At 63.2% G+C, this 26,121-nt stretch carries 23 protein-coding genes and 1 pseudogene; 18 read left to right on the top strand and 6 right to left on the bottom strand.

The features are described 5' to 3' along the window. The first annotated feature begins 11 nt into the window (after positions 1–11). The 7 genes from ACZYTC_RS11210 (at position 12) to ACZYTC_RS11180 (ending at position 9,283) form a co-directional block, all read left to right on the top strand. A complete protein-coding gene (locus ACZYTC_RS11210; RefSeq protein WP_441772527.1) occupies positions 12–1,634 on the top strand; it encodes a 5-guanidino-2-oxopentanoate decarboxylase in 1,623 nt (540 codons plus the stop codon). Between the two features lie 8 nt (positions 1,635–1,642). After that, positions 1,643–3,088 carry an aldehyde dehydrogenase family protein gene (locus ACZYTC_RS11205; RefSeq protein ID WP_434956004.1) on the top strand — a complete coding sequence of 482 codons (1,446 nt, stop codon included), beginning with the start codon at positions 1,643–1,645 and terminating at the stop codon, positions 3,086–3,088. A gap of 193 nt (positions 3,089–3,281) precedes the next feature. After that, complete coding sequence (locus ACZYTC_RS11200) at positions 3,282–4,736, top strand: biotin carboxylase (protein ID WP_434956005.1); 1,455 nt, start codon at positions 3,282–3,284, stop codon at positions 4,734–4,736. Between the two features lie 8 nt (positions 4,737–4,744). Beyond that, positions 4,745–5,761, top strand: coding sequence for a C45 family autoproteolytic acyltransferase/hydrolase (locus ACZYTC_RS11195; protein WP_441772526.1), 1,017 nt, complete (start codon positions 4,745–4,747; stop codon positions 5,759–5,761). Positions 5,762–5,851: 90 nt separating this feature from the next. Further along, on the top strand, positions 5,852–7,099 hold the full coding sequence (locus ACZYTC_RS11190; protein WP_441772525.1) for a D-amino acid dehydrogenase: 1,248 nt from the start codon (positions 5,852–5,854) through the stop codon (positions 7,097–7,099). A 4-nt stretch (positions 7,100–7,103) separates the two neighbouring features. Continuing rightward, on the top strand, positions 7,104–8,888 hold the full coding sequence (locus ACZYTC_RS11185; RefSeq protein WP_441772524.1) for an alanine racemase: 1,785 nt from the start codon (positions 7,104–7,106) through the stop codon (positions 8,886–8,888). A gap of 50 nt (positions 8,889–8,938) precedes the next feature. Continuing rightward, positions 8,939–9,283, top strand: coding sequence for a RidA family protein (locus ACZYTC_RS11180; RefSeq protein ID WP_149251187.1), 345 nt, complete (start codon positions 8,939–8,941; stop codon positions 9,281–9,283). A 70-nt stretch (positions 9,284–9,353) separates the two neighbouring features. On the opposite strand, the gene ACZYTC_RS11175 is transcribed toward ACZYTC_RS11180, so the two are convergent. Further along, the gene (locus ACZYTC_RS11175; RefSeq protein ID WP_434956009.1) at positions 9,354–9,827 is read right to left on the bottom strand and encodes an Lrp/AsnC family transcriptional regulator; all 474 of its coding nucleotides are present in this window, start codon (positions 9,825–9,827) and stop codon (positions 9,354–9,356) included. Between the two features lie 128 nt (positions 9,828–9,955). On the opposite strand from ACZYTC_RS11175, the gene ACZYTC_RS11170 reads away from it, so the two are divergent. From ACZYTC_RS11170 to ACZYTC_RS11160, 3 genes are all read left to right on the top strand, one after another. Beyond that, the gene (locus ACZYTC_RS11170; protein ID WP_441772523.1) at positions 9,956–10,372 is read left to right on the top strand and encodes a DUF2000 domain-containing protein; all 417 of its coding nucleotides are present in this window, start codon (positions 9,956–9,958) and stop codon (positions 10,370–10,372) included. A gap of 421 nt (positions 10,373–10,793) precedes the next feature. Then, positions 10,794–11,462: a class I SAM-dependent methyltransferase gene (locus tag ACZYTC_RS11165; protein WP_434956011.1), complete on the top strand. Its 669-nt coding sequence runs from the start codon at positions 10,794–10,796 to the stop codon at positions 11,460–11,462. 86 nt (positions 11,463–11,548) lie between these two features. Next, complete coding sequence (locus ACZYTC_RS11160) at positions 11,549–12,367, top strand: enoyl-CoA hydratase (protein WP_488989610.1); 819 nt, start codon at positions 11,549–11,551, stop codon at positions 12,365–12,367. A gap of 15 nt (positions 12,368–12,382) precedes the next feature. Here the strand turns inward: ACZYTC_RS11160 and ACZYTC_RS11155 are convergent, their stop codons facing one another. The 3 genes from ACZYTC_RS11155 to ACZYTC_RS11145 all read right to left on the bottom strand — a co-directional run bounded on the left by ACZYTC_RS11155 (position 12,383) and on the right by ACZYTC_RS11145 (position 13,993). Continuing rightward, positions 12,383–12,805 carry a DMT family transporter gene (locus tag ACZYTC_RS11155; protein WP_488989609.1) on the bottom strand — a complete coding sequence of 141 codons (423 nt, stop codon included), beginning with the start codon at positions 12,803–12,805 and terminating at the stop codon, positions 12,383–12,385. Between the two features lie 410 nt (positions 12,806–13,215). Continuing rightward, positions 13,216–13,422, bottom strand: coding sequence for a helix-turn-helix domain-containing protein (locus tag ACZYTC_RS11150; RefSeq protein ID WP_434956014.1), 207 nt, complete (start codon positions 13,420–13,422; stop codon positions 13,216–13,218). A 10-nt stretch (positions 13,423–13,432) separates the two neighbouring features. After that, positions 13,433–13,993 carry a DUF2975 domain-containing protein gene (locus ACZYTC_RS11145; protein ID WP_488989608.1) on the bottom strand — a complete coding sequence of 187 codons (561 nt, stop codon included), beginning with the start codon at positions 13,991–13,993 and terminating at the stop codon, positions 13,433–13,435. A 107-nt stretch (positions 13,994–14,100) separates the two neighbouring features. Between ACZYTC_RS11145 and ACZYTC_RS11140 the strand changes: the two genes are divergently transcribed. From ACZYTC_RS11140 to ACZYTC_RS11130, 3 genes are all read left to right on the top strand, one after another. After that, positions 14,101–14,487 (top strand): chlorophyllide reductase, encoded by a 387-nt coding sequence (locus tag ACZYTC_RS11140; protein ID WP_441772520.1) that lies wholly within the window; start codon positions 14,101–14,103, stop codon positions 14,485–14,487. A gap of 239 nt (positions 14,488–14,726) precedes the next feature. After that, entirely contained in the window at positions 14,727–15,380 is a 654-nt protein-coding gene (locus tag ACZYTC_RS11135; protein ID WP_488989607.1) for a glutathione S-transferase family protein, read from the top strand. 258 nt (positions 15,381–15,638) lie between these two features. After that, the gene (locus ACZYTC_RS11130; protein WP_441772518.1) at positions 15,639–16,661 is read left to right on the top strand and encodes an LLM class flavin-dependent oxidoreductase; all 1,023 of its coding nucleotides are present in this window, start codon (positions 15,639–15,641) and stop codon (positions 16,659–16,661) included. Between the two features lie 186 nt (positions 16,662–16,847). Here ACZYTC_RS11130 and ACZYTC_RS11125 read toward each other — a convergent pair whose 3' ends face one another. Beyond that, on the bottom strand, positions 16,848–20,624 hold the full coding sequence (locus ACZYTC_RS11125; protein WP_441772517.1) for a vitamin B12-dependent ribonucleotide reductase: 3,777 nt from the start codon (positions 20,622–20,624) through the stop codon (positions 16,848–16,850). A 496-nt stretch (positions 20,625–21,120) separates the two neighbouring features. Further along, the gene (locus tag ACZYTC_RS11120) at positions 21,121–22,404 is read right to left on the bottom strand and encodes an NAD(P)/FAD-dependent oxidoreductase (RefSeq protein ID WP_488989606.1); all 1,284 of its coding nucleotides are present in this window, start codon (positions 22,402–22,404) and stop codon (positions 21,121–21,123) included. Positions 22,405–22,526: 122 nt separating this feature from the next. Between ACZYTC_RS11120 and ACZYTC_RS11115 the strand changes: the two genes are divergently transcribed. The 5 genes and pseudogenes from ACZYTC_RS11115 to ACZYTC_RS11095 all read left to right on the top strand — a co-directional run bounded on the left by ACZYTC_RS11115 (position 22,527) and on the right by ACZYTC_RS11095 (position 26,121). After that, positions 22,527–23,033 carry a DUF1003 domain-containing protein gene (locus ACZYTC_RS11115; RefSeq protein ID WP_434956021.1) on the top strand — a complete coding sequence of 169 codons (507 nt, stop codon included), beginning with the start codon at positions 22,527–22,529 and terminating at the stop codon, positions 23,031–23,033. Between the two features lie 89 nt (positions 23,034–23,122). Further along, positions 23,123–24,058 (top strand): nucleoside hydrolase, encoded by a 936-nt coding sequence (locus ACZYTC_RS11110; protein ID WP_488989605.1) that lies wholly within the window; start codon positions 23,123–23,125, stop codon positions 24,056–24,058. A gap of 182 nt (positions 24,059–24,240) precedes the next feature. Further along, complete coding sequence (locus ACZYTC_RS11105; RefSeq protein WP_434956023.1) at positions 24,241–24,648, top strand: NADH:ubiquinone oxidoreductase subunit NDUFA12; 408 nt, start codon at positions 24,241–24,243, stop codon at positions 24,646–24,648. 95 nt (positions 24,649–24,743) lie between these two features. Further along, a pseudogene (locus ACZYTC_RS11100) lies at positions 24,744–25,184 on the top strand (DUF2155 domain-containing protein); the annotation flags it as partial. A 313-nt stretch (positions 25,185–25,497) separates the two neighbouring features. Then, positions 25,498–26,121, top strand: a complete 624-nt coding sequence (locus ACZYTC_RS11095) for a trimeric intracellular cation channel family protein (RefSeq protein ID WP_434956024.1) — start codon at positions 25,498–25,500, stop codon at positions 26,119–26,121.

The following is a 26,121-nucleotide window of genomic DNA, read 5'->3' as shown; positions in this document are numbered from 1 at the left end:
CGGTGCATCACATGTCAGGCCCGTCCCTCACCACCGGCGAATATCTTGTTAGGCTGCTGGAGTCCTATGGCGTCGATCTGATCTTCGGCATACCCGGCGTGCACACGGTGGAGCTCTATCGCGGCCTGCCGGCCACGAAGATCCGCCATGTCACCCCGCGCCACGAACAGGGCGCCGGCTTCATGGCGGATGGTTATGCCCGGGTGACGGGCAAGCCTGGCGTGTGTTTCATCGTGACAGGTCCTGGCATGACCAATATCGCCACCGCCATGGGCCAGGCCTATGCGGATTCGGTGCCGATGCTGGTCATCTCCGCGGTGAACGCCCGGGATCAGTTGGCAATGGGGCAGGGGCGGCTGCATGAGCTGCCCTCCCAACGCAATCTGGTAGCCGGCGTAAGCGCCTTCAGCCATACGCTACTCGATCCCAACCAGCTTCCTGAGGTGATGGCGCGCGCCTTCACCGTGTTCAACTCGCAGCGTCCCCGGCCCGTGCATATCGAGATCCCTCTCGACATCATCGTCGCGCCGGCCGACCACCTGTCGACGCAGGCTTGGCCCTTGCCGGCCAAGGCCTCCGCCGGTGTGGCTGATATCGAGAAGGCCGCAGCAATTCTCAAGGGCGCCAGGCGTCCGCTCATCGTGGCAGGCGGCGGCGCCGCCGATGCGGCGGCTGAGATCACCGCCATAGCCGGCAAGCTCGATGCGCCTGTTTTTACCACCATCAATGGCCGAGGCATTCTCGAGCCCGGTCATCCGCTCGCCCTCAACGGCAATCTCGGCATGGCACCCCTGCTGGCGGAACTGGCGGCGAGCGATGCGATCCTCGCCATCGGTACCGAGTTCGGCGAGACGGAAATGTATCCCGAACCCCAGACGCTCAAATTCGGCGGGCCGCTGATCCGGATCGACATCGATCCGCTCCAGCTAGCGGCCGGCCTGCGCTGCGACCTGCCGATCGCCGCCGATGCCAAATTGGCCGCCGCAGCGCTTTTGGCAGCTCTTGGCGAAGGACGCCCGATAGGCGATGGCGAGGCGCGCGCCAAAGCGGTGCGCGCCAAGGTCGAGGAAGGACTGTGGCCGGCCTGTCGTACGCATGCCAGGCTGATGGAGATCGTAACCAAGGCGCTGCCGGAGGCGGTGGTCGCCGGCGATCAGACTGAACCGGTCTATGCCGTCAACCAGTTCTACCAGGCGCCCCAGCCCCGGTCCTATTTCAATTCCTCCACCGGATACGGCACGCTTGGCTATGGCCTTCCGGCGGCCTTCGGGGCCAAGCTGGGTGCGCCCAACCGGCCCTCCGTCTGCCTGATCGGCGATGGCGGCCTGCAATTCTCCCTGCAGGAACTGGCCAGCGCGGTCGAAGCCAAGATCGCGGCGGTGGTGATCATCTGGAACAATACCTCCTATGGCGAGATCAAGGCCTTCATGGCCGAACGCGACATTCCACAGATCGGCGTCGACATCTTCACACCGGATTTCGTTGGCCTGTCGCGCGCGCTGGGATGCGCGGCGGCGTTGCCCGCCTCCATCGAGGAACTGACGCAGGAACTTGCTGCCTCCACGACACGCGACGTGCCCACCGTGATCGAGATCCGGGCGGGCTCGGCGCTGGCTTCGGCACTGGCGCAGTGAGGCTGGGCATGCAGCACCAGCTCTTCATCGACGGTCGCTGGCAGGATCCGGTCGAGCCCGGGCAGATCCCGGTCTTCGATCCCTATCGGGGCATTGCCTATCATCAGGTCGCGGCGGCCGGTCCGGCCGACGTCGCCAAGGCCGTCGAGGCGGCCAAGGCGGCTTTCCCGGCCTGGCGCGCCGCCGGCGGGCGCGAGCGCGGGCGCCATCTCAAGGCCATCGCCGACAGACTGACCGAGCGGGCGGAAGAACTGGCCCGCATCTCCTCGCGCAATAATGGCAAGCCGCTCGGTGAGGCGCGCATCGATATGGCGGATGCGGCCGCGTCCTTTGCCTATTATGCCGAGCTGGCCGCCGACCTCGAAGCCAATCAGAACCGCAACGTCCCCGTGCCGGATGCGACCTTCGGCGCGCGCCTGCGCCGCGAGCCTGCTGGGATCGCCAGCCTGATCGTGCCCTGGAATTTCCCGCTGGTGACGACCTCCTGGAAGGTGGCGCCCGCGCTGGCCGCCGGCTGTACCGTAGTGCTGAAGCCGTCCGAGATCACGCCGGTGGTCGAGCTTGAGCTGGGCCTGATCGCCGGCGAAATCGGCCTGCCGCCCGGCGTGCTCAACATCGTCACCGGCACCGGCGAGCGGGTGGGCGCGCCGATGACGGTGCATCCCGATGTTGCGAAGATTTCTTTCACCGGTTCCAACGCCGTGGGTGCCCGGGTGATGGCAGCCGGGGCGCCCGGTACCAAATCGGTCAGCCTGGAACTCGGCGGCAAGTCGCCGATCGTCGTCTTCGACGATGCCGATTTCGACCAGGCGGTGGAATGCGTGCTGGGCGGTATCTTCTTCAATGCCGGCCAGATGTGCTCGGCGACCTCGCGCCTTCTGGTCGAACGCTCGATCGCCCCCAGGCTGATCGAAGCAGTCGTGGCGGCCGCGCGTGCTCTCAAGCCCGGCGATCCGCTCGACGAGGGAACTGAGATAGGCCCGATCACCATGAAGGCCCAGCACGACAAGGTGCTGTCCTATATCGAGCGCGGCAGGGCGGACGGATTGAAGCTGTTGACCGGCGGCGGCAAGCCGGCAGGATTGGATCAGGGCTGGTTCGTCGAGCCGACCATCTTTGGCGACGTTCCCGTCGACAGCCCGCTCTGGCGGGAGGAGATCTTCGGCCCGGTCTTGTGCATGCGCAGCTTCGACAGCGAGGTCGAAGCCGTGCAACTCGCCAATGACAGCGATTTTGGCTTGGTGGCCACCGTCGTCAGCTCCGATGAGGACAAGGCCAATCGCGTCGCCGATGCGCTGGAATCAGGCCATGTCTGGATCAACAGCCCGCAGGCGATCTTCGTCCAGACGTCATGGGGCGGCTTCAAGGCCAGCGGCATCGGGCGCGAGCTCGGTCCCTGGGGGATGTCGTCCTATCTGGACGTGAAGCACGTCACGACGCGCTTGACACGCTAGAGCATCGTGCCGAAAAGTGGATGCCGGTTTTCGGGAAAAAACGATGCAACAACAAAGACCTACGGCACCATACCCGATTTCGGAATCGGATATGGTGTTGTAGCGAGCGAGTTTGCTAGGTTCTGACCGTATGCCAAAGAAAAAGCATAAGAAAAAGCACAAGATAAGATCAGGAAAGCATAAGGGGTTCGCAATGAAGACCATTCGTAATGTTGCCGATCTGCGCGTTGTCATGCATCGCAACGAGCAGCCGATCTATTTCATATCGGCGACGAATTTCAACCTGATCGGTATTGATGAATGGGTCAGGAATTTCAAGTTCATCAGCTATATCGATTGCTTTGATGGGCGCCACCCCAACGTCTTCGTTCCCAGCGAGATCCCTCATGCTGAATTCGAGAGCATCGAGGACATCAACAACTATCTTCTCCAGCACAAGGAAGTGATCGACTACATCAAGCGCCGCGGCGGCCGCGCCGTTGCGACCTTCCTGATGTTCGACGAGACGACCGAGGAGATCTGCAACGATCTCGGCATCGAGGTCTGGTTCCCCAAGGCGTCGCTGCGCCAGCGCTGCGACAACAAGATGGAAACGGTGCGCATCGGCAACAAGGCCAATGTGCCTTCCGTGCCGAACACGCTGGCCGGCGCCAAGAGCTATGAAGAATTGCTGGCTGCCGCCAAGAAGGCCGGCATCGGCACCGACCTGGTGATCCAGACCGCCTTCGGCGACAGCGGCCACACCACCTTCTTCATTTCCAATGAGGAAGAATACAACAAGCATGCCAAGGAGATCTCGGCCGAGGACGAGGTCAAGATCATGAAGCGGATCAAGTGCCGTGGCGCGACCATGGAGGCTTGCGCCACCAAGTCTGGCACGCTGGTCGGCCCGCTGCTCACGGAAGTCGTCGGCCAGCCCGAGCTGACGCCCTATAAGGGCGGCTGGTGCGGCAACGAGATCTTCCCCGGCGCCTTCTCCGAGACCATCCGCGCCAAGGCGCGCGACATGGCCTATCGCTTCGGCAACCAGCTGGTGAAGGAAGGCTATCGCGGTTATTTCGACCTCGACTTCCTGATCGACGTCAAGGACAACGAGGTCTATCTGGGCGAGCTCAATCCGCGCATCTGCGGCGCCAGTTCGATGACCAACCACGCCGCCTTCGCCTATGCCGACGCGCCGCTGTTCATGTTCCATCTGATGGAGTTCTCCGGCATCAAATACAAGATCGATGTCGAAGAGCTGAACAATCGCTGGGCGCAAAAGGAGTTCATCGATAGCTGGTCGCAGGTGGTGATCAAGGCGACCGACAATATCGTCGACATCGTCACCCATGCGCCCTCGTCGGGCATTTATCGCATGGCGCCCGATGGGAGCGTGTCCTACGACCGCTTCGACTATCACCGCCAGGCCATCGAGAACGAGCAGGAGGCCTTCTTCCTGCGTATCACGGGTCCCGGTGACTATCGCTATGAAGGCGCTGATCTCGGCATCCTGATCACGCGAGGCCGGGTGATGAACGATGAGTTCGACCTGAACGAGCGGGCGCTGAACTGGATCAAGGGCATCAAGCGGCTCTACGCCACCAAGCCTCTGACGGAGGTCCAGCGTGACGACACGCCGTCGGCCGGCTCCTTCAAGATCCTGTAAGTGCCATCATGGATCTCCTGTTCGAAGCCGTGGAAGAGGACCAGCCCGGCGCCAAGTGGCGCCAGCTGTTCGACCGGCACTGGCATGCCTATAGCCGCTGGTTCATGCGCGACGGCATCAGGGCTCGCCCGACCTACCTGGCAAGCCTGAAGGCGCTGCGCGCCCATATGCCGGAACTGCTTCCGGCCTATGAGGCGATCGTCTCAGCGGCGGGCGACGGCGACCTGGAGGCGCGCTTCCTGTCGATGTGGTGCCCGCCGGTCTATGTCGGCGGCTGCTCCCAGGCGATCATTACCGATCCCGAGCCGGCGCTCATCCGCAATTACGACTATAGCCCGCGCCTCCTGGAGGGCTCGTGGCTCGCCACCCGCCTCAACGGCAAGCGGGTGGTGGCAGTGGTCGATTGCCTGTGGGGCGTGCTCGACGGCATCAACGAGGATGGCCTTGCCGTCTCGCTCTCGTTCGGCGGGCGGACCGCGGCGGGGGCCGGCTTCGGCATTCCGATCGTGCTGCGCTATGTGCTGGAATTCGCCTCCAACACGGCCGAGGCGATCGAGATGCTGCGGCGCATCCCCGTGCACATGTCCTATTCGGTGGCGCTGATCGATCGCGAGGGCCACCACGCCACCGTCTATGTCAATCCCGACCGTCCAGCCGAGGTGGTGGCAAAGCTCGTCAGCACCAACCACCAGCATGGCGTGGAATGGGCTCGCCATGCCCAGACCACCAAATCGGTGGAACGGGAGGCGGCGCTCGAGAAGGCGCTGGCGGTACGTCAGAGCACCGAGAACGTTCTGGCGGGCTTCCTGCGCCCGCCCGTCTACCAGACCTCGTATGGCAGGGGGTATGGAACGCTCTATACGGCGCTCTATCGGCCGCAGGATGCCTCGGTCGAACTGGTCTGGCCCGGCGTGATCTGGCACCAATCCTGCGCGGAGTTCCGGGAGGAGGCGCGCTTCATCCGGTTCAACGACGGCGATTCCGGTGGGTTTGCACCGACCTTCAAGCAGGGGACGGTAAGCTGACCGGCCCGCGTCGCTACAGATAAGAAGAAAGACGAACCTGGCGCGATAATAGATTGATAATACGGAATAAAGCTCCGTTGGGAGGGCGCGATGAGGGTTGTCGTTCTGGGAGGGGGTGTCGTGGGCACCGCTGCGGCCTGGTATCTGGCCAGGGATGGCCATGAGGTCACGCTGATCGAGCGGCATGACGACGTCGCCTGCGGTACCAGCCAGAGCAATGCCGGGCTGGTCTCGCCCGGCGATTCCACCGCCTGGGCGTCGCCGGCGGCGCTGGCGACCTTCATCAAGTCCCTCTACAAGCCCGACATGGGCATCAAGGTTCGCTTCAGCCTCGATCCGAATTTCCTGGCCTGGACCTGGCGCTTCCTGCTGCAATGCACGCAGGCTCGCGCCAATGCCAATACCGAGGTGAAGCTCAGGCTGGCCTTCTATGCGCGCGAATGCATCAATGCGCTGCAGGAAGAGACGGGCCTCAGCTACGACGACAAGCGCAAGGGCATCCTCTATTTCTACCGCTCCCAGCAGAGCCTGGAGGCCGGCGCCAAGCATATGGGCTATATCGCCGAGCGTGGACTGAAGATCGAGGTGGTCGACCGCGAGCGCCTGGTCGCGCTGGAGCCGGGGCTCGCCGCCGTCAAGCATCAGATCGCCGGCGGTGTCTATTCGCCGATGGACCAGACAGGCGATTCCTGCCTGTTCACCCGCCGCCTTGCCGAGCTCGCCCGCGAGCGCCACGGCGCGCAATTCCGCTTCAAGACCACTGTGACTGGCCTCGATGTCGAAGGCGACAGGGTGAAGGCCGTGCTGACCGATCAGGGACCGGTCGCCTGCGATGCCGTGGTGGTGTCGCTCGGGCCCGAGAGCTCGCTGCTCGCCCGCAAGATCGGCATCGACGTGCCCGTCTATCCGGTGAAGGGCTATACCGCCACCATCCCGGTCGACGACGACAAGGGCCCGACCATGGGTGGGGTCGACGAGGACAGGCTGATCGCCTATTCGCGCCTCGGCAGCCGGCTGCGCATCGCCTCCACGGCCGAATTCGCCGGCTATGACCGCACCTATAAGCCGGCTGATTTCGCCACCATGTTCAGGACGGCGCATGACCTCTTCCCCGGCGCGGTCGACGAGAGCAAGGCCGTACTCTGGGCCGGGCTGCGTCCGATGATGCCGGGCTCGGTGCCGGTGCATGGCCGGGCACGCTACGCCAATCTCTATCTCGACACCGGCCATGGCCATGTCGGCTGGACCATGGCCTGCGGCTCGGGAAAACTCACCGCCGACCTCGTCGCCGGGCGCCGCCCGGAGATCGACACGACAGGCCTGCTTTACCGGAACTGACACCATGCCGGATCCTCAGATTTCGATCGATCTCGCCCGGATCGAACATAATGCCCGTACCATCGTGGAGACTTGCGCCGGATCGGGCATCACGCCTTTCGGCGTGACCAAGGGCACCTGCGGCATGCCCCAGGTGGCGCGGGCGATGCTGCGTGGCGGCGTTGCCGGTATCGCCGAGTCGCGTTTCGAGAACATCCGCCGGCTGCGCGATGCCGGCATCGATTGCCCGATCATGCTGCTGCGCAGCCCGCCATCCTCGCGGGTCGAGGAACTGGTGCGGACGGTCGACATCAGCCTGCAGTCCGAGCTTCAGTTGATGCGCGAGATTTCGCGCGTGGCCGAGCGGCTGGGGCGCGTGCATGACGTCATCCTGATGGTGGACCTCGGCGATCTCCGGGAAGGGATCTGGCCGAGCGACCTGATTCCGACCGTGGAGGCGGTGATGGAACTGCCCGGCGTGCGGATTGCCGGCGTCGGCACCAATCTCACCTGTTTCGGCGCCATCATTCCCACCAAGGAGAATCTCGATCAACTGGTTGCCCATGCCTACAAGGTGGAAAGCGTCACCGGCCGCCATCTCGACTGGGTCTCGGGCGGCAATTCCTCCTCGCTGCCTTTGCTGCTGGCGGGCGGCATGCCGGCGGGCGTCAACAATCTCAGGATCGGCGAGGCCATTCTGCAAGGTGGCCGTGACACCTTCCTGGAGCAGCCTTGGGAGGCACTGGACCGCGACGCCTTCCAACTCACCGGCGAACTGCTCGAGGTGAAGGTGAAGCCCTCCATGCCGATCGGCAAATCCGGCATCGACGCCTTCGGCAATGTGCCTATCTTCATCGACGAGGGCGACCGCCTCCGGGGTATCGCCAATATCGGGCGGGAGGATGTCATCGCCGAGGGCCTGATGCCGACCCGTCCGGGCGTGCGCGTGCTGGGTGCTTCCAGCGACCATCTGGTGCTCGACCTCACCGACGCCGATCCACCGCTTGCGGTAGGGGAGGATGTCAGTTTCCGGCTGAACTATGGGGCGCTGCTGACGGTGATGACGTCGGAATATGTGGAGAAGGTTCCGATGCGGGACGTGATGGAAAAGGGCCTGAGCCGGAGCTATGCGATCGAGACGGATGAGGTCGGGCGTGCGCTGCTGGCCAGCCATCATGTCGCAGAACGCATCGAACGTCTGGGCTTCGAGCCGGCGGGGGCGGAGGCGTCGGTTGTGCTGTCTACCGGCGCCCGGCGCGCCGATATCATGTCCTTCATCGAGACGGCGGGGCGACGCCACGATGCGCTGGGACTGATCTGGATCGACTCCGAAGCAGCGATGATGCCCGATGACGGCGAGGGAGCACCCGCGGAGAATGCCGTGCTCGGCTGCCTGCTCGCTCGCCTGCCACCCCATATCGCAGCGGAGAATGTTGTTCTGCTCGGCTTGCGCGATGCCGATCCAGTTGAGGTCGAAGCCCTGAAGGCCTCGCGCATGCGTGTTTATACCATGGCCGAGATCGACGCGGTGGGACTGCGCCATGCCATGCGCGAGGCAATCGCCATCGCCTGCGCCGGCACGCGCGGCTTCCATCTTTGCTATTCGCCGACCGCCACCGACATGTCGGATTGGAGCGGCGGCATCGGCGGCATCACCGTGCGCGAGACCCATTCGGCCATGGAGATGGCGGCGCTGAGCGGCAGGCTGCGCTCCCTCAGCGTTGCCGGCATCGATGCGCAATTGCCGGCCACTATCGGCACCGAATGCGCCAATTTCATCCTCTCCGCCTTCGGCAAGACCATCTTGTGAGATCGGCGGAGGAGATTCGCACCTATCCTTCATCCCAACAGGAGTGTTCCATGATCAAGCGTCTGCATCCCGGCAAGCGGTTCTGCGAAGCCGTCATCGTCAATGGCATCATCACCACTGCCGGCATCACCGGCCGCGACGAGGCGGCCGATACCGTCGGACAGACCCGCGACATCCTCGCCCAGATCGACGCGTTGCTGGCCGAGGCCGGCACCTCCAAGTCCAAGCTGATCAGCGCCAGCATCTGGCTGCGTGACATCGCCCATTTCGACCAGATGAACGAGGTCTGGGACCAGTGGGTCGACAAGGACAATCTGCCGGTGCGCGCCACGGTGGAGGCGCGCCTGGCCGCTCCGGAACTGCTGGTCGAGATCCAGGTCAGCGCTGTGGTTTGAGACGAATTCGATGCTTGGGTGAGGGAGGCTTTCTCCCCTCACCATAGCGGCCTTGTCGGTATGCGATCGGTCACAGCCCGACCGGCAGGGAACGGAACGCCTTGATTTCCTTGAGCACGAAGGTCGTCTGCATTTCCTTGATGCGGGGCAGGCGGCGCACGGTGGCCATGGCGAATTGGGCATAGGCGTCGAGGTCCGCTGCTACGACCTGCAGCAGGAAGTCGGCATCGCCGGCGATCGAATAGCAGGCTACGACCTCCTCAAGCCGCAGGACCTCGTCGGAGAACGCTTCGGCTTCCGCCTCGCTGTGACTGTCGATCTTCACGCGGATGAAGGCGAGCACGCCGAGCCCTAGCCTGCGGCGGTCCAGTACGGCCTTGTAGCCCTGGATGATGCCATCCTCCTCCAGTTTTCGCACGCGCCGCCAGCAGGGCGAGGTCGAAAGCCCGACCTTGTCGGCCAGGTCCTGATTGGTGAGACGCCCGTCCTCCTGCAAGGCGGTCAGGATTCGCGTATCGGCGGGTTCGAAGCCAGGACGAGGCATGTTCTACCTTCTGAAGTGATAAATTGGGTATGACCTACCAAATTTATCGCAAATAGAGAATAAAAAGGCAAAATTGACCGGTGAGACTGCGCTATCCCTGCCTCTTCGACATCAGCGAGGAGACATCCGTGAGCGACGACATCCGCCTGGCCATCATCGTCAACCCCGCTCTGCCGATTGGCTTGGTTGCCAATACGGTCGGCGCCGTCTGCGTCGGGCTCGGTGCCCGGATGCCGGCGCTGGGGGCGACCCAGCTTGCCGATCGACAGGCACGGCGCATCGACGTCAGCGCCAACCGGCCCGTTCCGGTGCTGCAGGCAGACGGCGAAACCATCCGTGCGATCATGCTCAAGGCTCTGCCGGCGATCGAAGAACGGGCGGTGGTACCGTTTCCGGCCTTTGCCCGCAGCCTCCATGTTTTTGCCGATTATGGTACGTCCATGCCGGAGCGCGATCTCGCCGAGGAGGAGGTCGACGGCCTCGGGCTTGCCGGCCCTTCGAAATGGATCCGCTCGCTTACCGGATCGTTGAAACTCCTGCGCTGAACCGGAATATCGTCCTATGCCGTCCGATCGATGGCGGGAACCGGGGGTGACTCCGCGCGTTTTCCCTGTAACCTGCCTGCCTGCGACACCACATCTGGGATGTGAGCATTCGAATCCTTGACTCTTTGCGTCATAGTTTGAAAAGAAAGAGGCGTAAATAGACTAGGCGCCATGTCGTTGGGCAGGAGGCGCCGTTCGGATGCCTCGAAAATCGGCATTCGGCTCGGGAGGCGGGCGCCGGACCGAAACCGGCCATCATCCACAAAAGCGTTTTGCGATTTGGCTGAAGTGCCAAGGCGTCGAAACAAAGGGCGAGAGCAAGGCGGCGTTTCCGCTTAGACGTACTTTGCTCCAGGGGTCATGATTGCCTTTCGGCTGAACCGGATGGCGCCATGATCGGCAAGGTGAAAGGGCTTTTCCGATGGAATGGGCTGGGAGAGAAAGCAACACGGCTGCGGAGCCGTCATACGCGCGCACCTATTATCGCTGGGCTCGGTTCTACGATCTGTTTTTTGATTGGCCGTTCCATCCCGGGCGGCTGGCCGCGGCGCGGGCAGTCGCCCAAGCTGCAGGCAACAATGGTGAGGTGCTGGTAGCGGGGGTCGGAACCGGGCTCGAGCTTGTCCTGATGCCAAGCAATCTACGTATCGTGGGCATCGATCTCGCCCGGCCGATGCTCGACATTGCCCGCGAACGGGTCAAGCGCAAGAGCCTCGACCAGGTCAAGGCTCTGCGGGTGATGGATGCGCAAGCCCTGGAATTCCAGGAAGGGCGCTTCGACGTGGTGCTGGCCCCCTATCTTCTCAGCGTCGCTCCTTCACCTCACGCGGTACTTGACGAGATGTGGCGCGTGACCAGGCCGGGTGGCGAAATGATCATCCTCAACCATTTCTCCGCCGAGGATGGCTGGCGTGTGCGGGGAGAGAAGGCGCTTATCGGTGCAGGCGGCTGGCTCGGCTGGCGGCCCTATTTTCCCTATGCCGTGATGGCGGAGTGGCTGGCGGGAAAACCCCAGGCCGAACTGATCGAGCGGCGTGAGGTGGCGCCTGCGCGCTTGTTCACGGTGCTGCGCATCCGCAAGCCGGGCTGAGTAAAGTCGGGCTGGCCAAGCCAGCCTGATATTGCGATCGTGGCGGCCGGGCGCGTAGACTGGCCGTCCTGCTGCGGAGTGTTGCCATGACCGTCGCCGTTTCGATCCAGAACACGCAATTGGAGCGCCCCTGCGAACCGATCCTGCTGCGTGAAGACAAAGCGGGGGTGACGACGCTCACTCTCAACCGGCCGCAGCAATTCAACGCCCTCTCCGATGGCATGCTGGAGGCGTTGCAGCAGGCTCTCGACGCGATTGCCGGGGACAGGACAGTGCGCTGCGTGGTGCTGGCGGCGAATGGCAAGGCCTTCTGTGCCGGACACGATCTGCGTCAGATGCACGCCAATCGCCGGCTCGATTATTATCAGGCGTTGTTCGCCCAATGCAGCCGGGTGATGCAGGCGATCCAGGCGCTGCCCGTGCCGGTGATCGCGCGGGTGCATGGCATCGCCACAGCGGCAGGGTGTCAATTGGTGGCGAGTTGCGACCTCGCTATCGCCTCGCAGGCAGCGCGATTTGCAGTTTCGGGCATCAATGTAGGGCTGTTCTGTTCCACGCCGGCGGTGGCATTGTCGCGCAACATCTCGACCAAGCGCGCCTTCGACATGCTGGTCACAGGTCGCTTCATCGATGCCGAGACGGCAGCGGATTGGGGCCTGATTAACCAGGCGGTGCCGGACGCCGAGCTCGATGCCGCTGTAGCAGCCAAGACGGTCGAGATCCTGGCCAAGAGCCCGGTGGCGGTGCGCTACGGCAAGCAGATGTTCTACCGCCAGCGTCAGATGGCGCTCGGTGAGGCCTACGCCTTTGCTGGCGAGGTGATGGCACAAAACATGATGGAAGAGGATGCCGGCGAGGGTGTCGAGGCCTTCCTGGAGAAGCGCCCTGCGCGTTGGGGTGTCTAAGCTGGCTGGGTCGGCTCAGTGGCTGACCGACTTCGACATCAGGTTGATGATCAACACGCCGGCGAGGATCAGGCCGATGCCGACGATGGCCGGCAGGTCGAGCGATTGGTGGAAGACGACGAGGCCGACAAGCGAGATCAGGACGATGCCGATTCCGCTCCACAGCGCATACGCGATGCCGACCGGCATGGTGCGCAGCGTGTAGGAGAGAAAATAGAAGGCCGCCATGTAGCACAGCCCCATCATCACCGTCGGCCACAGCCGGGTGAACTGCTCCGAGGCCTTGAGGAACGAGGTGGCGATGATCTCGAAGACCACGGCGATCACCAGGGCAGCATAGGTCGTGACGGCTGGGCTCAACGGAAGGTCCTCGGAAAGGCGCTTTGCCGCCGCTGCGTTGGAGAGCGCTGGGCAGGCGCGCGAACCTGCGATAGCCAAGACCTCATCTTGTGTAAAGGATATGCCTCGTCGGCGAGGCGCACTGCGACCATGCGCCCGAGGGCGATGCGCGTCTTCCGTTCCAACGCGCCCGATCCTCAGGCAGCGGAGCAGGAAACCTTTAAAACAGCAACGGCGCGCGAATTGCTTCGCGCGCCGGCCGGTTCTTGGCGGATGCCGGGAGCACCGAAGCGCTCACCTCTCATCCGGGGATGATCCAGGCTTTAGCAGCCGGAACGTCAAGCGGCGGACGCCGCCTTGGCTGAACCAGTGCAAATTCCCAGGACCTTCGTAAAGTTAGACACTGGATCACCTCCTTTCGTTGGTTGCGAACATCTCCAAGATGGCGGTAGAGGGTGCGGTTGTAAAGTCCTTGGGAGCAAAGTCAGCAAAATCGGCCTGAAATGCCCCTAATCGGGCTCAAAACGCAAAATATCGCCCGGTTGGCAGTCGAGATACTCGCAAATCCTCTCCAGCGTATCGAATCGGATGCCCTTGACCTTGCCCTGTTTGAGCAAGGAGAGATTCGCTTCCGTGATACCGACATGTTCGGCGAGATCCTTCGATTTCACGTTGCGCTCTGCCAGCATGACGTTGAGACGGACGCGGATGGGCATGGGTGGGTACTCAGACGAACTGGGCGTTTTCATCCGCAATCGCGGCCGCCTCCGACAAGATCCAGGCGATCACCATCACCAGCGCAGCGAAGACGATCTCGATCAGCATGCTCGAATCGAGGCTGATCGCCAGAGTGCGTGCGCCCGGCAAACCGTTCCAGCTCAAGATGACCGACAAGGCCGCACCACAAAAGGGTCTTGCAGCCGCAGAAACCAGGAGTGCGAGCGCCAGGCCGCGCAGGCCCTGGATCGCATCGGCTTCGAAGAGGGAGCCGGTCGAAAAGGACCTGAAGGTGCGGCGCGCCTGCATCAGGCCCCAGACCAGTGCGCCGAGCGGCGCCATCGAAACCATGCAGGCGAGGATACGCGTAGCAAGGCTGAGATCGCCGTATCCCGGCGCGGCGAGGCGCGCATCGGCGAGCAGCCGTTCCGAGGGCATGACCGCCCAATAGAGCAGCATGAGGCCGACGAGGACGATCGCAAGGATCGCGCAGAATGGAGCCATGTAGCGGCCGATCACCCGAATGCGCCTGGTTCGCTCCATCCTTGAAATGGCATGGGTGGTAGACATCTTGATCTCCTAAAACATACTGCATAATAGAAATAAATTATCGTTTTACAATAATATTTTTTTATGAAATGAAATCCCTGACTTCACTGTTCATGGGAAATCGGATCATGTCCACCATTCGAATTCGCGGCGTCGGCCTGACTATCGCTTGCCTCTGCTCGCATCTGTCCTCGCCTGCCCAGGCGGCTCCCTCGACCACGCGAGGGCAAATTTCGGTCGCGCAGGTGGTGCAGATGCTCGAGGAGGCTCCGCGCAATGCCATCGCCCATCAAGTGCTGACCGCCTATCTTGCCGGCGTGGGCGAGAGCGCCGGCGTCCTTGTCGGTCTTGCGGCTGGGAAGGCGGCCTGCAAGACAGGCCTGAAGCTTGATGACCGAACTGTCAGGCAGGCGCTTGCCCCGGTTGCGGCCGATGCTGCAAATGCGGCGCAGATACCCGCGACGCCGGTGATCTTGCGCGACATGCTGACCCGGGCGGGTTGCCGGCTGGAATGATCCCGTCACGCCTGAAGTGACCACATCAGGAAAATCGCCGGTTTTGGGTGACCTGGCCTTAAAAGGGCTCACACTTCCAAGCGTGTTCGATAGATGAATTACTACTTGCAGAATCCTGAAATTGCGTCGTTTTTTGAAAGATAGTGGAGATATTCCGGTGCCGCCTGATGCCAAGTTCGAAGAAGGATGGGGCGGGTTGGATCGCTAGCCTTGGCCGCGTGTTACGGAGGAGAGAAGGGGTGACCGGGACATTTGTTGTCTATGGAGCGGCAGGCTCAGGATCGGTTCCGATCGAGGCGGCCCTTAGCCTTCTTGAATTGCCTTATCGCGTGGAGGAATGCGCTCCATGGGAGGGGGGACAGGAAGCGAGCAAGCTCGTTGGCATCAATCCCATGTTGCAGGTTCCGGCATTGGCACTGCCTACGGGTGACGTGATCAGCGAGAGCGCTGCGATCCTGATCTGGTTGGCCGATACCTATCCTCACGGACGGCTCGTGCCGGCGTTGACCGAGGCTGCGCGCCCGGCATTCCTGCGCTGGATGACCTATGTATCTTCGGCCATTTACGCCCTTTATTGGATTACCGATAATCCTTCTCGTATCATCGAAGGAGCGGAGCATCACGCGGCCGTCAAAACCCGCTTGTTCGATCGCATCGCTCACTGCTGGGAATTGATGGAGATGCAATTGCGGCCGGGGCGCTATCTCCTCGGCGAGGATTTGTCGGTTCTCGATCTCTATGTGGCCACGGCCTCGCGATGGTCGCCCGGGCGACGGCGCTTCTATGAGGTTGCGCCCGGTCTGGCGGAGACGATACGCCGGGTGGATGCCGATCCTCGGCTGACGGCCATCTGGGCCGAACGCTTCCCATTTACGCAAGGCTGGGAGCGTTAGGGCGCAAAGCGAGTTCAAGATGACCAGATCGGCTTTGCCAGTTTCGCGATTGCGACTGCCTATAGCTCGTCCTATGGCAAAACGCGGGCATCAAGGACGATCTTCTCGATGAAGGGCCATTTGCCGTCACGGGCTTCGAGCCGATCGTTCAGTTCAGGGGGCCTGCCGGAATGTAACTTCACTCCCTATATCTGAAGCGCGCCGGCACGGTTTCCCGCTGCGGGGCGCATCTGGGAATTCAGCAGGCAGACATTTCGCATGAAGAAGATCGGTTTTCTTTCGTTCGGGCACTGGACACCATCAACTCAATCGCAAACGCGATCTGCCGGCGATACGCTGCTGCAGTCGATCGATCTGGCCGTTGCGGCGGAGGAGCTGGGTGCGGATGGCGCCTATTTTCGCGTCCATCACTTCGCGCGTCAGCTTGCCTCGCCTTTTCCCTTGCTGGCGGCCGTGGGAGCCAGGACCAGTCGCATCGAGATCGGCACCGCCGTGATCGATATGCGGTACGAGAATCCGCTCTACATGGTCGAGGATGCGGGGTCCGCCGATCTCATCTCGAAGGGCCGCCTGCAGCTCGGCATCAGCCGTGGCTCGCCCGAGCAGGTGATCGATGGCTGGCGCCACTTCGGCTATCAGCCGGCGGAAGGCAAGAGCGATGCCGATATGGGGCGCCAGCACGCGGAGGTTTTCCTGAACCTGCTGCGCGGCGAAGGGTTCGCCCAGCCCAATCCGCGGCCGATGTTTCCCAATCCGCCGGGCTTGCTGCGCCTCGAGCCGCATGCCGAGGGCTTGCGAGAACGGATCTGGTGGGGGGCCTCATCGGATGCAACCGCGATCTGGGCCGCCAGGCTCGGCATGAACCTGCAAAGTTCGACCCTGAAGAACGACGAGACCGGCGAGGCCTTCCATATTCAGCAGGCCAAGCAGATCCGCGCCTATCGTGCGGCGTGGAAGGATGCCGGCCATGCGCGTGAGCCCCGGGTCTCCGTCAGCCGCAGCATCTTCGCGCTGATGAATGATGAGGACCGCATGTATTTCGGGCGGGGAGGCGATGGGGAGGACCAGATCGGCTTCATCGACGAGCGCACGCGCGCGATCTTCGGACGCAGCTATGCCGCCGAGCCCGAAGCGCTCATCGAGCAGCTCAGGCAGGATGAGGCGATCTCCGAGGCCGATACCTTGCTCCTCACCGTCCCCAACCAGCTCGGCGTCGCCTACAACGCCCACGTCATCGAGACGATCTTGACCGAGATCGCGCCCGCGCTCGGTTGGCGGTGAGCAAGGCAATCTGCAGCTACAGGCACCGCAATCGGGGCGATGGCCTCAAAAAAAGATGCGCCCGCCAAACATGTTTGGCGGGCGCATCATTCGAATTTTCCAAGGCTTTGAAATCACGCCATTTTCGTCAACGGCGATGGATGTTCAATGGCATCCATCGCACCTTGGAGTACTCTCCATCCACCTTCAGCTGCAGCCGGTGGTGCCGCCGCAGGTGTCGCATTTCAGGCACGTGCCGTTGCGCACCAGCGTGAAGTTGGCGCATTCGGGGCAAGCTTCGCCTTCATAGCCGCGCAGCCTGGCTTCCTTGCGGCGCTCGGAGGCCGGCTTGACCGCGGGAGCGGCCGGGGCTTCCCAGGCGAGAGCGTCGAGGGCGGGCTCCTCCTTCAGCGCCGTGGCGCCGACGGTGTGCGCACCAAGACCGTGCGCACCCGGGCCGGCGACCACGCCGCGGCTGAGGCCGGTATTCACGGCACTGGACAGGGCCGTGATGGCGCCGCGAGCATCGTTTGATACCGGGGCGAGCGTGTTCGACGCCGCGGTGGCACCGCCGGGCATCACCACGAAGCGCTCGGTCTTGGAGCGCACCAGGCCGCGCGAAACAGGCACGGTCACTGGCTGGGCCGGCGCCTTGCTCTCTCCGTCACCACGGCCAAGCGTGGCATGGCCATCCTCATCAGGCACGACATGGGCGAGGTCGTAGCGGCCGACATAGGAGATGGCGAGCTCGCGGAACACATAGTCCAGGATGGAAGTGGCGTTCTTGATCGAGTCGTTGCCCTGCACAAAGCCAGAGGGCTCGAAACGCGTGAAGGTGAAGGCCTCGACATATTCCTCCAGCGGCACGCCATATTGCAGGCCGAGCGAGATCGCGATGGCGAAATTGTTCATCATCGCTCGGAAGGAAGCGCCTTCCTTGTGCATGTCGATGAAGATCTCGCCGAGGCGGCCATCGTCATACTCGCCGGTGCGCAGATAGATCTTGTGGCCGCCCACCACCGCCTTCTGGGTGTAGCCCTTGCGGCGGTCGGGCATCTTCTCGCGCTCGCGCGCCACTTCCACCCGCTCGATAATACGCTCGACGATCTTCTCGGCGACTTGGGCCGCACGGGCGGGCACCGAGCGCTCGAGATGCTCTTCCACCGCGTCGGCTTCGTCCTCGTCGGCCAGAAGCTGCGAGTTGAGCGGCTGGGAGAGCTTGGAGCCGTCGCGATAGAGGGCGTTTGCCTTCAGCGCCAGGCGCCAGGACAGCATGTAGGAAGCCTTGCAGTCCTCCACCGTGGCGTCGTTGGGCATGTTGATGGTCTTGGAGATTGCGCCCGAGATGAAGGGCTGCGCCGCCGCCATCATGCGGATGTGGCTTTCCACCGAGAGGAAGCGCTTGCCCAAGCGTCCGCAGGGATTGGCGCAATCGAATACCGGCAGATGCTCGGCCTTCAGATGCGGCGCGCCTTCGAGGGTCATGGCGCCGCAGACATGGATGTTGGCCTTCTCGATATCAGCCTTGGCGAAGCCAAGGTGAGCGAGGAGGTCGAAGGAAGGCTCGTTGAGCTTTTCGGCCGGCACGCCGAGCGTACCGGTGATGAAGTCCTCGCCGAGTGTCCACTTGTTGAAGACGAACTTGATGTCGAAGGCCGAAGCTAGGGACTTCTCGAGCAGAGCGAGCTTCTCCTCGGTGAAGCCCTTGGAGGCCAGCGAGGTGTGGTTGATCGCGGGCGCCTGGCGCAGCGAGGCATGGCCGACGGCATGGGCCTCGATCTCGGCGATGTCGGCTTCCGAATAACCCAGCGTCCGCAGGGCCTCGGGCACGGCGCGGTTGATGATCTTGAAGTAGCCGCCGCCGGCGAGCTTCTTGAACTTCACCAGGGCGAAATCAGGCTCGATGCCAGTGGTGTCGCAATCCATCACCAGGCCGATCGTGCCGGTGGGCGCGATCACGGTCGCCTGGGCGTTGCGGTAGCCATGGGCCTCGCCCAGCGCCAGGGCGTTGTTCCAGGCGGCCTTCGCATGCTCGACGATGGCCTTGCCGTTGTCGCCGAGGGCTGCGAGAGAAGCGAGATCGAGCGCGACCGGTGCGGTGGCCAGCGCCTCATAGCCCGTTGCCTCGCCATGGGCGGCACGGCGATGGTTGCGAATGACGCGCAGCATGGATTCGCGGTTCGGCTCGAAGCCCGGGAAGGGGCCGAGCTCCCTGGCCATCTCGGCCGAGGTCGCATAGGCGACGCCGGTCATGATTGCCGAAAAGGCGCCGCCGAGCGCGCGGCCGGCATCGGAGTCGTAGGGGATGCCCGAGGTCATCAAGAGGCCGCCGATATTGGCATAGCCCAGGCCCAGCGTGCGGTAGCGATAGGACAGCTCCGCGATCGCCTTGGAGGGGAACTGCGCCATCATCACGGAGATTTCGAGCACGATCGTCCACAGACGGACGGCATGCTCGTAGGAGGCCAGGTTGAAGCTGCCGTCTTTCTCACGGAACTGCAGCAGGTTCAGCGAGGCGAGGTTGCAGGCCGTGTCGTCGAGGAACATGTATTCCGAGCACGGATTGGATGCGCGGATCGGCCCCGAGACCGGGCAGGTGTGCCAGTCATTGATGGTGGTGTGGAACTGGATGCCCGGATCGGCGGAAGCCCAGGCGGCGTGGCCGATCTTCTCCCAGAGGTCACGGGCCTTCAGTGTCTTCATGGTCTTGCCGGTGATGCGGGCCTTCAGCTCCCAATCGCTGTCCTTTTCGACCGCGTTGAGGAAGGCGTCGTCCACACGCACGGAATTGTTCGAATTCTGGCCGGCGACGGTGAGATAAGCCTCCGAGTCCCAATCGGTGTCATAGGTGTCGAAGGAGATATCCTTGTAGCCCTGCTTGGCGAACTGGATGACGCGCTTGACCAGATTGTCGGCGACGAGGTTGCGGCGGGCCGCCTTGATTTCGCGCTTGAGGGCCGGGTTGCGCTCCGGATCGAAGCAATCCTCGCCCGGGCCTTCGCATTGCACGCAGGCGCGCATCACAGCCTTGAGGTGGCGCTGCACGATCTTGGAGCCGGTGACGAGGGCGGCAACCTTCTGCTCTTCCTTCACCTTCCAGTCGATATAGGTCTCGATATCGGGATGATCGGCATCGACAACCACCATCTTGGCGGCTCTGCGGGTGGTACCGCCCGACTTGATGGCGCCGGCGGCGCGGTCGCCGATCTTGAGGAAGGACATCAGGCCGGAGGAACGGCCGCCGCCCGAAAGCCTTTCGCCCTCGCTGCGCAGGGCCGAGAAGTTGGAGCCGGTGCCCGAGCCATATTTGAACAGGCGCGCCTCGCGCACCCACAGATCCATGATGCCGCCCTCGTTGACGAGGTCGTCGGCAACCGACTGGATGAAGCAGGCATGCGGCTGGGGATGCTCGTAAGCCGAGGACGAGGAGGTCAGCTTGCCGGTCTTGTAGTCGACATAGAAATGGCCCTGGCCGGGGCCATCGATGCCATAGGCCCAGTGCAGGCCGGTGTTGAACCATTGCGGCGAATTGGGCGCGACCATCTGCATGGCGAGCATGTAGCGGTGCTCGTCGAAGAAGGCTTGCGCATCGTCTTCGCTGTCGAAATAGCCGCCCTTCCAGCCCCAATAGGTCCAGGTGCCGGCCAGGCGATCGAAGACCTGGCGCGAATCAGTCTCACCGACAAAACGCTCGGCCTCGGGGAGGGCGGCCAGAGCCTTCTTGTCGGGAATGGTGCGCCAGAGCCAGGACGGAACGGCGTTCTCTTCCACCTTCTTTGTACGGGCGGGCACCCCCGCCTTGCGGAAATATTTCTGCGCCAGGATGTCGGCGGCGACCTGGCTCCAGGCCTCCGGAACGGCGATGCCTTCCAGCCGGAAGACGATCGAGCCATCCGGATTCCGGATCTCGCTCGTCGCGGTCCGGAACGCGATGGACGCGTAGGGGGACTGCCCCTTCTTGGTGTAAAGCCGATCAATCCGCATTGCGTTCTGCCCCGAAAATTAGACGCAAAAATTCGCGCCGTGCCAGCGTTACGGCTCGGTTCGAAATCTGCCTGACATCCTGTTTACTTGTCGGTGAGTGCATGGCCCTGCCAACGTTCGAATGCCGGGCTCGTGCCCCGCAATCCCGCAAGGTTACCCCCGCCGCCGACGTTTCCGACTATGACTCAATAGGTATGACTCGACGGGGGTGGCGTCAAGATTTAGTGCCGGCAAAATGAGTGACTATCTACATATGGTAGAGGCTGTGGAAAACGGGGACAAGCTTGAGCCGGCAGCCTCAAGGCTCCGGAATCTCTGGCGAAATCGCCGCCTTCACCCTGTCTTTGAATTGCCATGTTCCGGTCATGTTTCATTTACCATCCCGGTGGATGACCCAAAATGGCACACAAGCCTTTGTGGAGAGATCGCCGAAGTCCTGCCGTAAGGGCAAGCGCGGGAGGTCGTTGGCGGACGAATCGAGGCCGGGGTGATTCCCTCACCCCTTTTCGAGCGACGAATCGTCCCCGTCCCCGCCCTGGGTGATCAGGCGGGCGCCGCGTTGATTGCGGGTGTGGATCCATAACCAGCTCAGGGCGACGCTGAGGCGAGAGCGTACGCTGATCAGGAAATAGATGTGGGCGATGCCCCAGATCCACCAGGCGAGCGAGCCGCGCAGCTTGATCCAGCCGAAATCGATCACCGCGCGCTTCTTGCCAATCTGCGCCAGGCTGCCCTGATGCTTATAGCGGAAAGGAGGCGGGGCAGGATCGCCCGCCAGCCGGGCCCGAATCACCTGGGCGACATAAACGCCGGCTTGCTTGGCGGCCGGCGCAATGCCGGGTACGGGCTTGCCGTCCGGGCCGGTGAGGCTGACGGTATCCCCAATGGCGAAGATCTCGGGATGACCCGGCACAGTCAGGTCCGGCTCGACGATGATTCGACCGTTCCGGTCCGCCGGGACAGCGAGCCATTCGGCAGCCGGGGATGCGCGCACGCCCGCGGCCCAGACGATGGTGCGTGCTGGCAGGAGCTTGCCGCCATAGACGACGCCCTCGGCGGTGCATGCGGTGACCGCGGCGCCGAGAACCACCTCGACACCAAGGCTTTCGAGCGACTGCTTGGTGTAATCGGAGAGGTCGTCGGGGTAGCCTGCGAGCACGCGGGGCCCAGCCTCCACGAGCACCACTCGTGCCTTGTGCGTGTCGATACGGCGAAAATCCGGAGCCAGGGTGTCGCGCGCCAGTTCGGCGATGGTGCCGGCGAGCTCTACGCCGGTTGGTCCAGCGCCAACGATCACGAAAGTGAGCAAAGCGTCCTGCACCTTGGGATCGGTCTCGCGTTCCGCCTTTTCGAAGGCAATGAGAATGCGCCGGCGAATGGTGGTGGCGTCCTCGATCGCTTTCAGGCCGGGGGCGTGAGGCTCCCATTCGTCATGACCGAAATAGGCGTGGCGCGCGCCCGTCGCCAGAATCAGCGTGTCATAGGCAAGCATCGCGTCGTCCTTCAGGCACACTTGCCGCGCCGGCGCGTCGATGCCGCCGACTTCACCGAGCAGCGTGGTCACCTCCGGCCGGCCGCGCATGAGATGGCGAATCGGCCAGGCAATCTCGGAGGTGGCCAGCGAGGCGGTGGCAACCTGATAGAGCAGGGGCTGGAAGATATGGTGATTGCGCCGATCCACCAGCGTGATCTCGACGGGTGCCCTCTTGAGGTGATGGATAGCTTCCAGGCCCCCGAAACCTGCCCCGACGACCACGATACGGTGGGGTTCGCCCGCCATGTCCCATTCTCCTGCCTACAGTCCGGCGTCGCGGCCCGTATGCGCGCCCGACAATTTCCGCCGTTCAGCCAGGGAACCTTGTAGCATTCCCGCACCGCAAGCAGAGTCGGAAAGAACGGAAGATGAGCCTCATCGCCAAAGCCCATCAGCTTCATGACGAGGAGCTGGCACTCCTGCACCGGTTGCGCCAGTCGCGACGCGTCCGACGAGGAGGAGATCAGGCGGCGATGTCCTTCGGCGCCCGCGTTGCCGATGCGGTCGCCGCCACCATGGGAAGCTGGCCTTTCATCATCGTGCAATCGGCCGTGCTGGCGGCCTGGGTGGTGCTCAACGTCATCGCCTTCGTCCAGCATTGGGATCCCTATCCCTTCATCCTGCTCAATCTGGCGCTGTCGTTCCAGGCGGCTTATGCCGCCCCCTTCATCATGATGAGCCAGAACCGGCAGGCCACCATCGACCGTGCTGCCGCCACCCATGACTATGACGTCAACACCAAGGCGGAACTGGAGATCGAGCTGTTGCATGAGAAGATAGACTTCCTGCGTGAGACTCAAGTCGTGGAGTTGATGCAACTGGTCAAAAGGCTGGAGGAGAAACTCGACGCCGCCGACCGCGCGCCACCGGCCTGAAGCAGCCGAGGAAGAGGAGTCTTCGGCGCCTTGCGCGCCGATCCGCGCCGGTCCATGGTCCGGCCTTCTTCAATGCTCCCGAGTCTGTCATGCCCCGTTCCATCATCATCGACACCGATCCCGGCCAGGACGATGCCCTGGCGCTGTTGCTGGCGCTGGGAAGTCCCGAGATCGAGGTGCTGGGCATCACCACCGTGGCCGGCAATGTGCCGTTGGCCTTGACGAGCCGAAATGCGCGCGTGGTCTGCGAGCTGGCGGGGCGGTCCGACATCACCGTGTGCGCCGGCGCGGACCGGCCGCTGCTGCGACCGCTCGTCACCGCCGAGCATGTGCATGGCAAGACCGGCCTCGACGGCGCGGATCTGCCGGAGCCGGCCATGCCGCTCAGCCCGCGCCATGGCGTCGATTTCATCGTCGAGACCCTGATGACGCGCCCCTCCGGCACCATCACGCTTTGCCCGCTTGGCCCCCTCACCAACATCGCCCTGGCGTTGATGCGCGAGCCGCGCATCGCCCCGCGCATCAAGGAGATCGTGCTGATGGGCGGGGGCTGCTTCGAGGGCGGCAACATGACGCCGGCGGCCGAGTTCAACATCTTCGTTGATCCCCATGCGGCCAAAGCGGTTTTCGCCGCCGGTGTTCCGATCACCATGGCCCCGCTCGACGTGACCCACAAGGCGCTCACCACCCGCCCGCGCGTCGACAGGATCCGGGCGATCGGGTCCAAAGTTTCGGATGCGGCGGTGGGTTGGCTCGATTTCTTCGAGCGCTTCGACGTGCAGAAATACGGTTCGGAGGGCGGGCCTCTGCACGATCCCTGCGTGATCGCCTGGCTGATCAAGCCTGAGCTCTTCACCGGCCGTTCCTGCAATGTCGAGATCGAGACGGAATCCGACCTTACCCAGGGCATGACGGTGATCGACTGGTGGGGCGTGACCGACCGTCCGAAAAACGCCTTTGTCCTCGGCGGCATCGATGCCGACGGCTATTTCGAGCTGATTGCGCAGGCGATCGCGCGGCTCTGATACTTCGCCGGTGGCCTTCGGGTCAGACGGATGCGGAGTTAGGATGGTAGATTCGAGCAGAACAAGGTTCTGCTGCCACGCGTCTTGCTCTAGAAATCGCCCGTAAGGTGGAGCGGAATGGTGGACATCCCCTTCATGCTTGGCCATAAGACTTGCAACGGAATACGAAACGGCAGCCCTCGATGAAAACGCTCCTGCAGATCTTCACGTGGTGGAACGGCTCCACGATCGGAACCCGCTTCTGGACCTCGCGTAAGGGCGAGCGCGTGGGCGAGGACGAGTTCGGCAACGTCTACTACCGCACCAAGGGCGGTGCCGTGGATCCGACCATTGGCGTGCAGCGCCGCTGGGTGCAGTATAATGGCTATGCCGAGGCCACGGCGATTCCGCCGGGCTGGTGGGGCTGGATGCACCATCAGATCGATACCCCTCCGAGCGAGACCGAATACAAGCCGCGCGATTGGCAAAAGCCACATCGCCCCAACCAGACCGGTACGGTGAACGCCTATCACCCCAAGGGCTCGATGCTCTCTCACGGCCATCGCCAGGCGGCGACCGGCGATTACCAGGCCTGGTCGCCGGGGGACTGACGCATCGGTATAGCCGGCTGCGGCGGTGCCCGTGGCCGTCTTTTCGCCCCGAAGGGGCGCTATCGCTTTTCGACTCGTCCAGACACGGATCCCCTTTGCCTTTGCGTCCGCCTGCCTTCCTTTCTCTGACCGACCGGTCCCGGCGCCTTGCTGTTGCAAGTGCGGCTTGCCTCGGCGTGATTTTGGGCACCGGCGAAGCCCGGGCTGAACGCATCACCAACCCCACCGCGGTCTTCACCGGCCTCGACAAGATTTCCGGTGAAATCAGTACCTTCGAGGCGCCAGTTGGACAGACGGTGAAGTTCGGGGCGCTCAGCGTGACCCCACGCGTATGCTACAGCCGTTCGGCCAGCGAGGATCCGCAAACCACCAGCTTCGTTGAGATCGACGAGCTCACGCTCAGCAAGAAGGTCGATCGCCTGTTCAATGGCTGGATGTTCGCTGCCAGCCCGGGCCTCAATGGCGTCGAGCATCCCGTCTATGACGTCTGGCTCAAGGACTGCAAGGGCGGCAAGACCAGCGATCCACCGCCGCCGCCCGTGGTGACGGCTCAGCCGGGCAGCAAGCCCGCGAAGGGCAAGAAGGGGCAGGCCGCATCGCCCGAGACGGTGGTACCGGACGCCGCTCCGCCGCCTGAGGCCGGCGACGGCAATACCGATTTCTTCGACCAGCCGGTGGATCCCAACGCGCCGCAGGATTGAGCGGGCGGCTTTTCACGGTCCATGCACAGCTTTGTTGATCGGCGTGATTGTCTGCCGTACGGGGATCGTGGATAGGGCGATGCCATGTCCTGATATCCCTGGAAATCCTGACATCACCGGAAATCCTGGCATCGCTGGAAGCGCGTCGATGTCCCGCAAGGTCGATCAACTGGTTCTCCTCGCCGATCTCGGCGGCACCTTCGTATTCGCGCTCGAAGGGGCGTTGGCCGGCGTGGTGGCCGGGTTCGATCCGGTCGGGGTGCTGGTGCTGGCCTTCCTGACGGCGCTCGGCGGTGGAGTGATGCGCGACGTCTTGATCGGAGCCCGCCCGGTGGCTGCGGTGGCCGACTGGCGCTATACGGTGGCCGTGCTCAGTGCCGCTTTCGTCACCTGGGTGTTCCACGCTTGGGTCAAAGCCATCCCGATCCACGTGTTGATCGCGTTCGATGCCTGTGGCCTGGCTCTGTTTGTGGTGGCCGGTACCTTCAAGGCGCTGGATTTCAAGATTCATCCTCTGGTGGCGATTTTCCTCGGCACGGTCAGCGGCGTCGGGGGCGGTGTGATGCGCGACGTGCTGCTGAACAGGGTGCCGCATATTCTGCAGACCGACATCTATGCGACAGCCGGCATGGCCGGCGCTATCGTGATAACACTCAGCCGCGGGCGAAATTGGCGCCGGCGCTATGTCGCTGTGGCGGCGGCTATCCTCTGCGTCAGCCTGCGCATGATCGCGGTCGCCTATAATTGGCAGCTCCCGACAAGCCCCTTTTGA

The organism is Labrys sp. F242, from assembly GCF_057813875.1.
The sequence above is the reverse complement of the archived record's forward strand: the minus strand, read 5'-3'. Positions and strand labels throughout refer to the sequence as shown.

Excerpts from the sequence above, each read along its gene's own strand:
- ACZYTC_RS11210 (WP_441772527.1), top strand. The coding sequence starts at position 12 with ATGTCAGGCCCGTCCCTCACCACCGGCGAATATCTTGTTAGGCTGCTG.
- ACZYTC_RS11205 (WP_434956004.1), top strand. The coding sequence starts at position 1,643 with ATGCAGCACCAGCTCTTCATCGACGGTCGCTGGCAGGATCCGGTCGAG.
- ACZYTC_RS11200 (WP_434956005.1), top strand. The coding sequence starts at position 3,282 with ATGAAGACCATTCGTAATGTTGCCGATCTGCGCGTTGTCATGCATCGC.
- ACZYTC_RS11195 (WP_441772526.1), top strand. The coding sequence starts at position 4,745 with ATGGATCTCCTGTTCGAAGCCGTGGAAGAGGACCAGCCCGGCGCCAAG.
- ACZYTC_RS11190 (WP_441772525.1), top strand. The coding sequence starts at position 5,852 with ATGAGGGTTGTCGTTCTGGGAGGGGGTGTCGTGGGCACCGCTGCGGCC.
- ACZYTC_RS11185 (WP_441772524.1), top strand. The coding sequence starts at position 7,104 with ATGCCGGATCCTCAGATTTCGATCGATCTCGCCCGGATCGAACATAAT.
- ACZYTC_RS11180 (WP_149251187.1), top strand. The coding sequence starts at position 8,939 with ATGATCAAGCGTCTGCATCCCGGCAAGCGGTTCTGCGAAGCCGTCATC.
- ACZYTC_RS11175 (WP_434956009.1), bottom strand. The coding sequence starts at position 9,827 with ATGCCTCGTCCTGGCTTCGAACCCGCCGATACGCGAATCCTGACCGCC.
- ACZYTC_RS11165 (WP_434956011.1), top strand. The coding sequence starts at position 10,794 with ATGGAATGGGCTGGGAGAGAAAGCAACACGGCTGCGGAGCCGTCATAC.
- ACZYTC_RS11160 (WP_488989610.1), top strand. The coding sequence starts at position 11,549 with ATGACCGTCGCCGTTTCGATCCAGAACACGCAATTGGAGCGCCCCTGC.
- ACZYTC_RS11150 (WP_434956014.1), bottom strand. The coding sequence starts at position 13,422 with ATGCCCATCCGCGTCCGTCTCAACGTCATGCTGGCAGAGCGCAACGTG.
- ACZYTC_RS11145 (WP_488989608.1), bottom strand. The coding sequence starts at position 13,993 with ATGTCTACCACCCATGCCATTTCAAGGATGGAGCGAACCAGGCGCATT.
- ACZYTC_RS11140 (WP_441772520.1), top strand. The coding sequence starts at position 14,101 with ATGTCCACCATTCGAATTCGCGGCGTCGGCCTGACTATCGCTTGCCTC.
- ACZYTC_RS11130 (WP_441772518.1), top strand. The coding sequence starts at position 15,639 with ATGAAGAAGATCGGTTTTCTTTCGTTCGGGCACTGGACACCATCAACT.
- ACZYTC_RS11125 (WP_441772517.1), bottom strand. The coding sequence starts at position 20,624 with ATGCGGATTGATCGGCTTTACACCAAGAAGGGGCAGTCCCCCTACGCG.
- ACZYTC_RS11120 (WP_488989606.1), bottom strand. The coding sequence starts at position 22,404 with ATGGCGGGCGAACCCCACCGTATCGTGGTCGTCGGGGCAGGTTTCGGG.
- ACZYTC_RS11115 (WP_434956021.1), top strand. The coding sequence starts at position 22,527 with ATGAGCCTCATCGCCAAAGCCCATCAGCTTCATGACGAGGAGCTGGCA.
- ACZYTC_RS11110 (WP_488989605.1), top strand. The coding sequence starts at position 23,123 with ATGCCCCGTTCCATCATCATCGACACCGATCCCGGCCAGGACGATGCC.
- ACZYTC_RS11105 (WP_434956023.1), top strand. The coding sequence starts at position 24,241 with ATGAAAACGCTCCTGCAGATCTTCACGTGGTGGAACGGCTCCACGATC.
- ACZYTC_RS11095 (WP_434956024.1), top strand. The coding sequence starts at position 25,498 with ATGTCCCGCAAGGTCGATCAACTGGTTCTCCTCGCCGATCTCGGCGGC.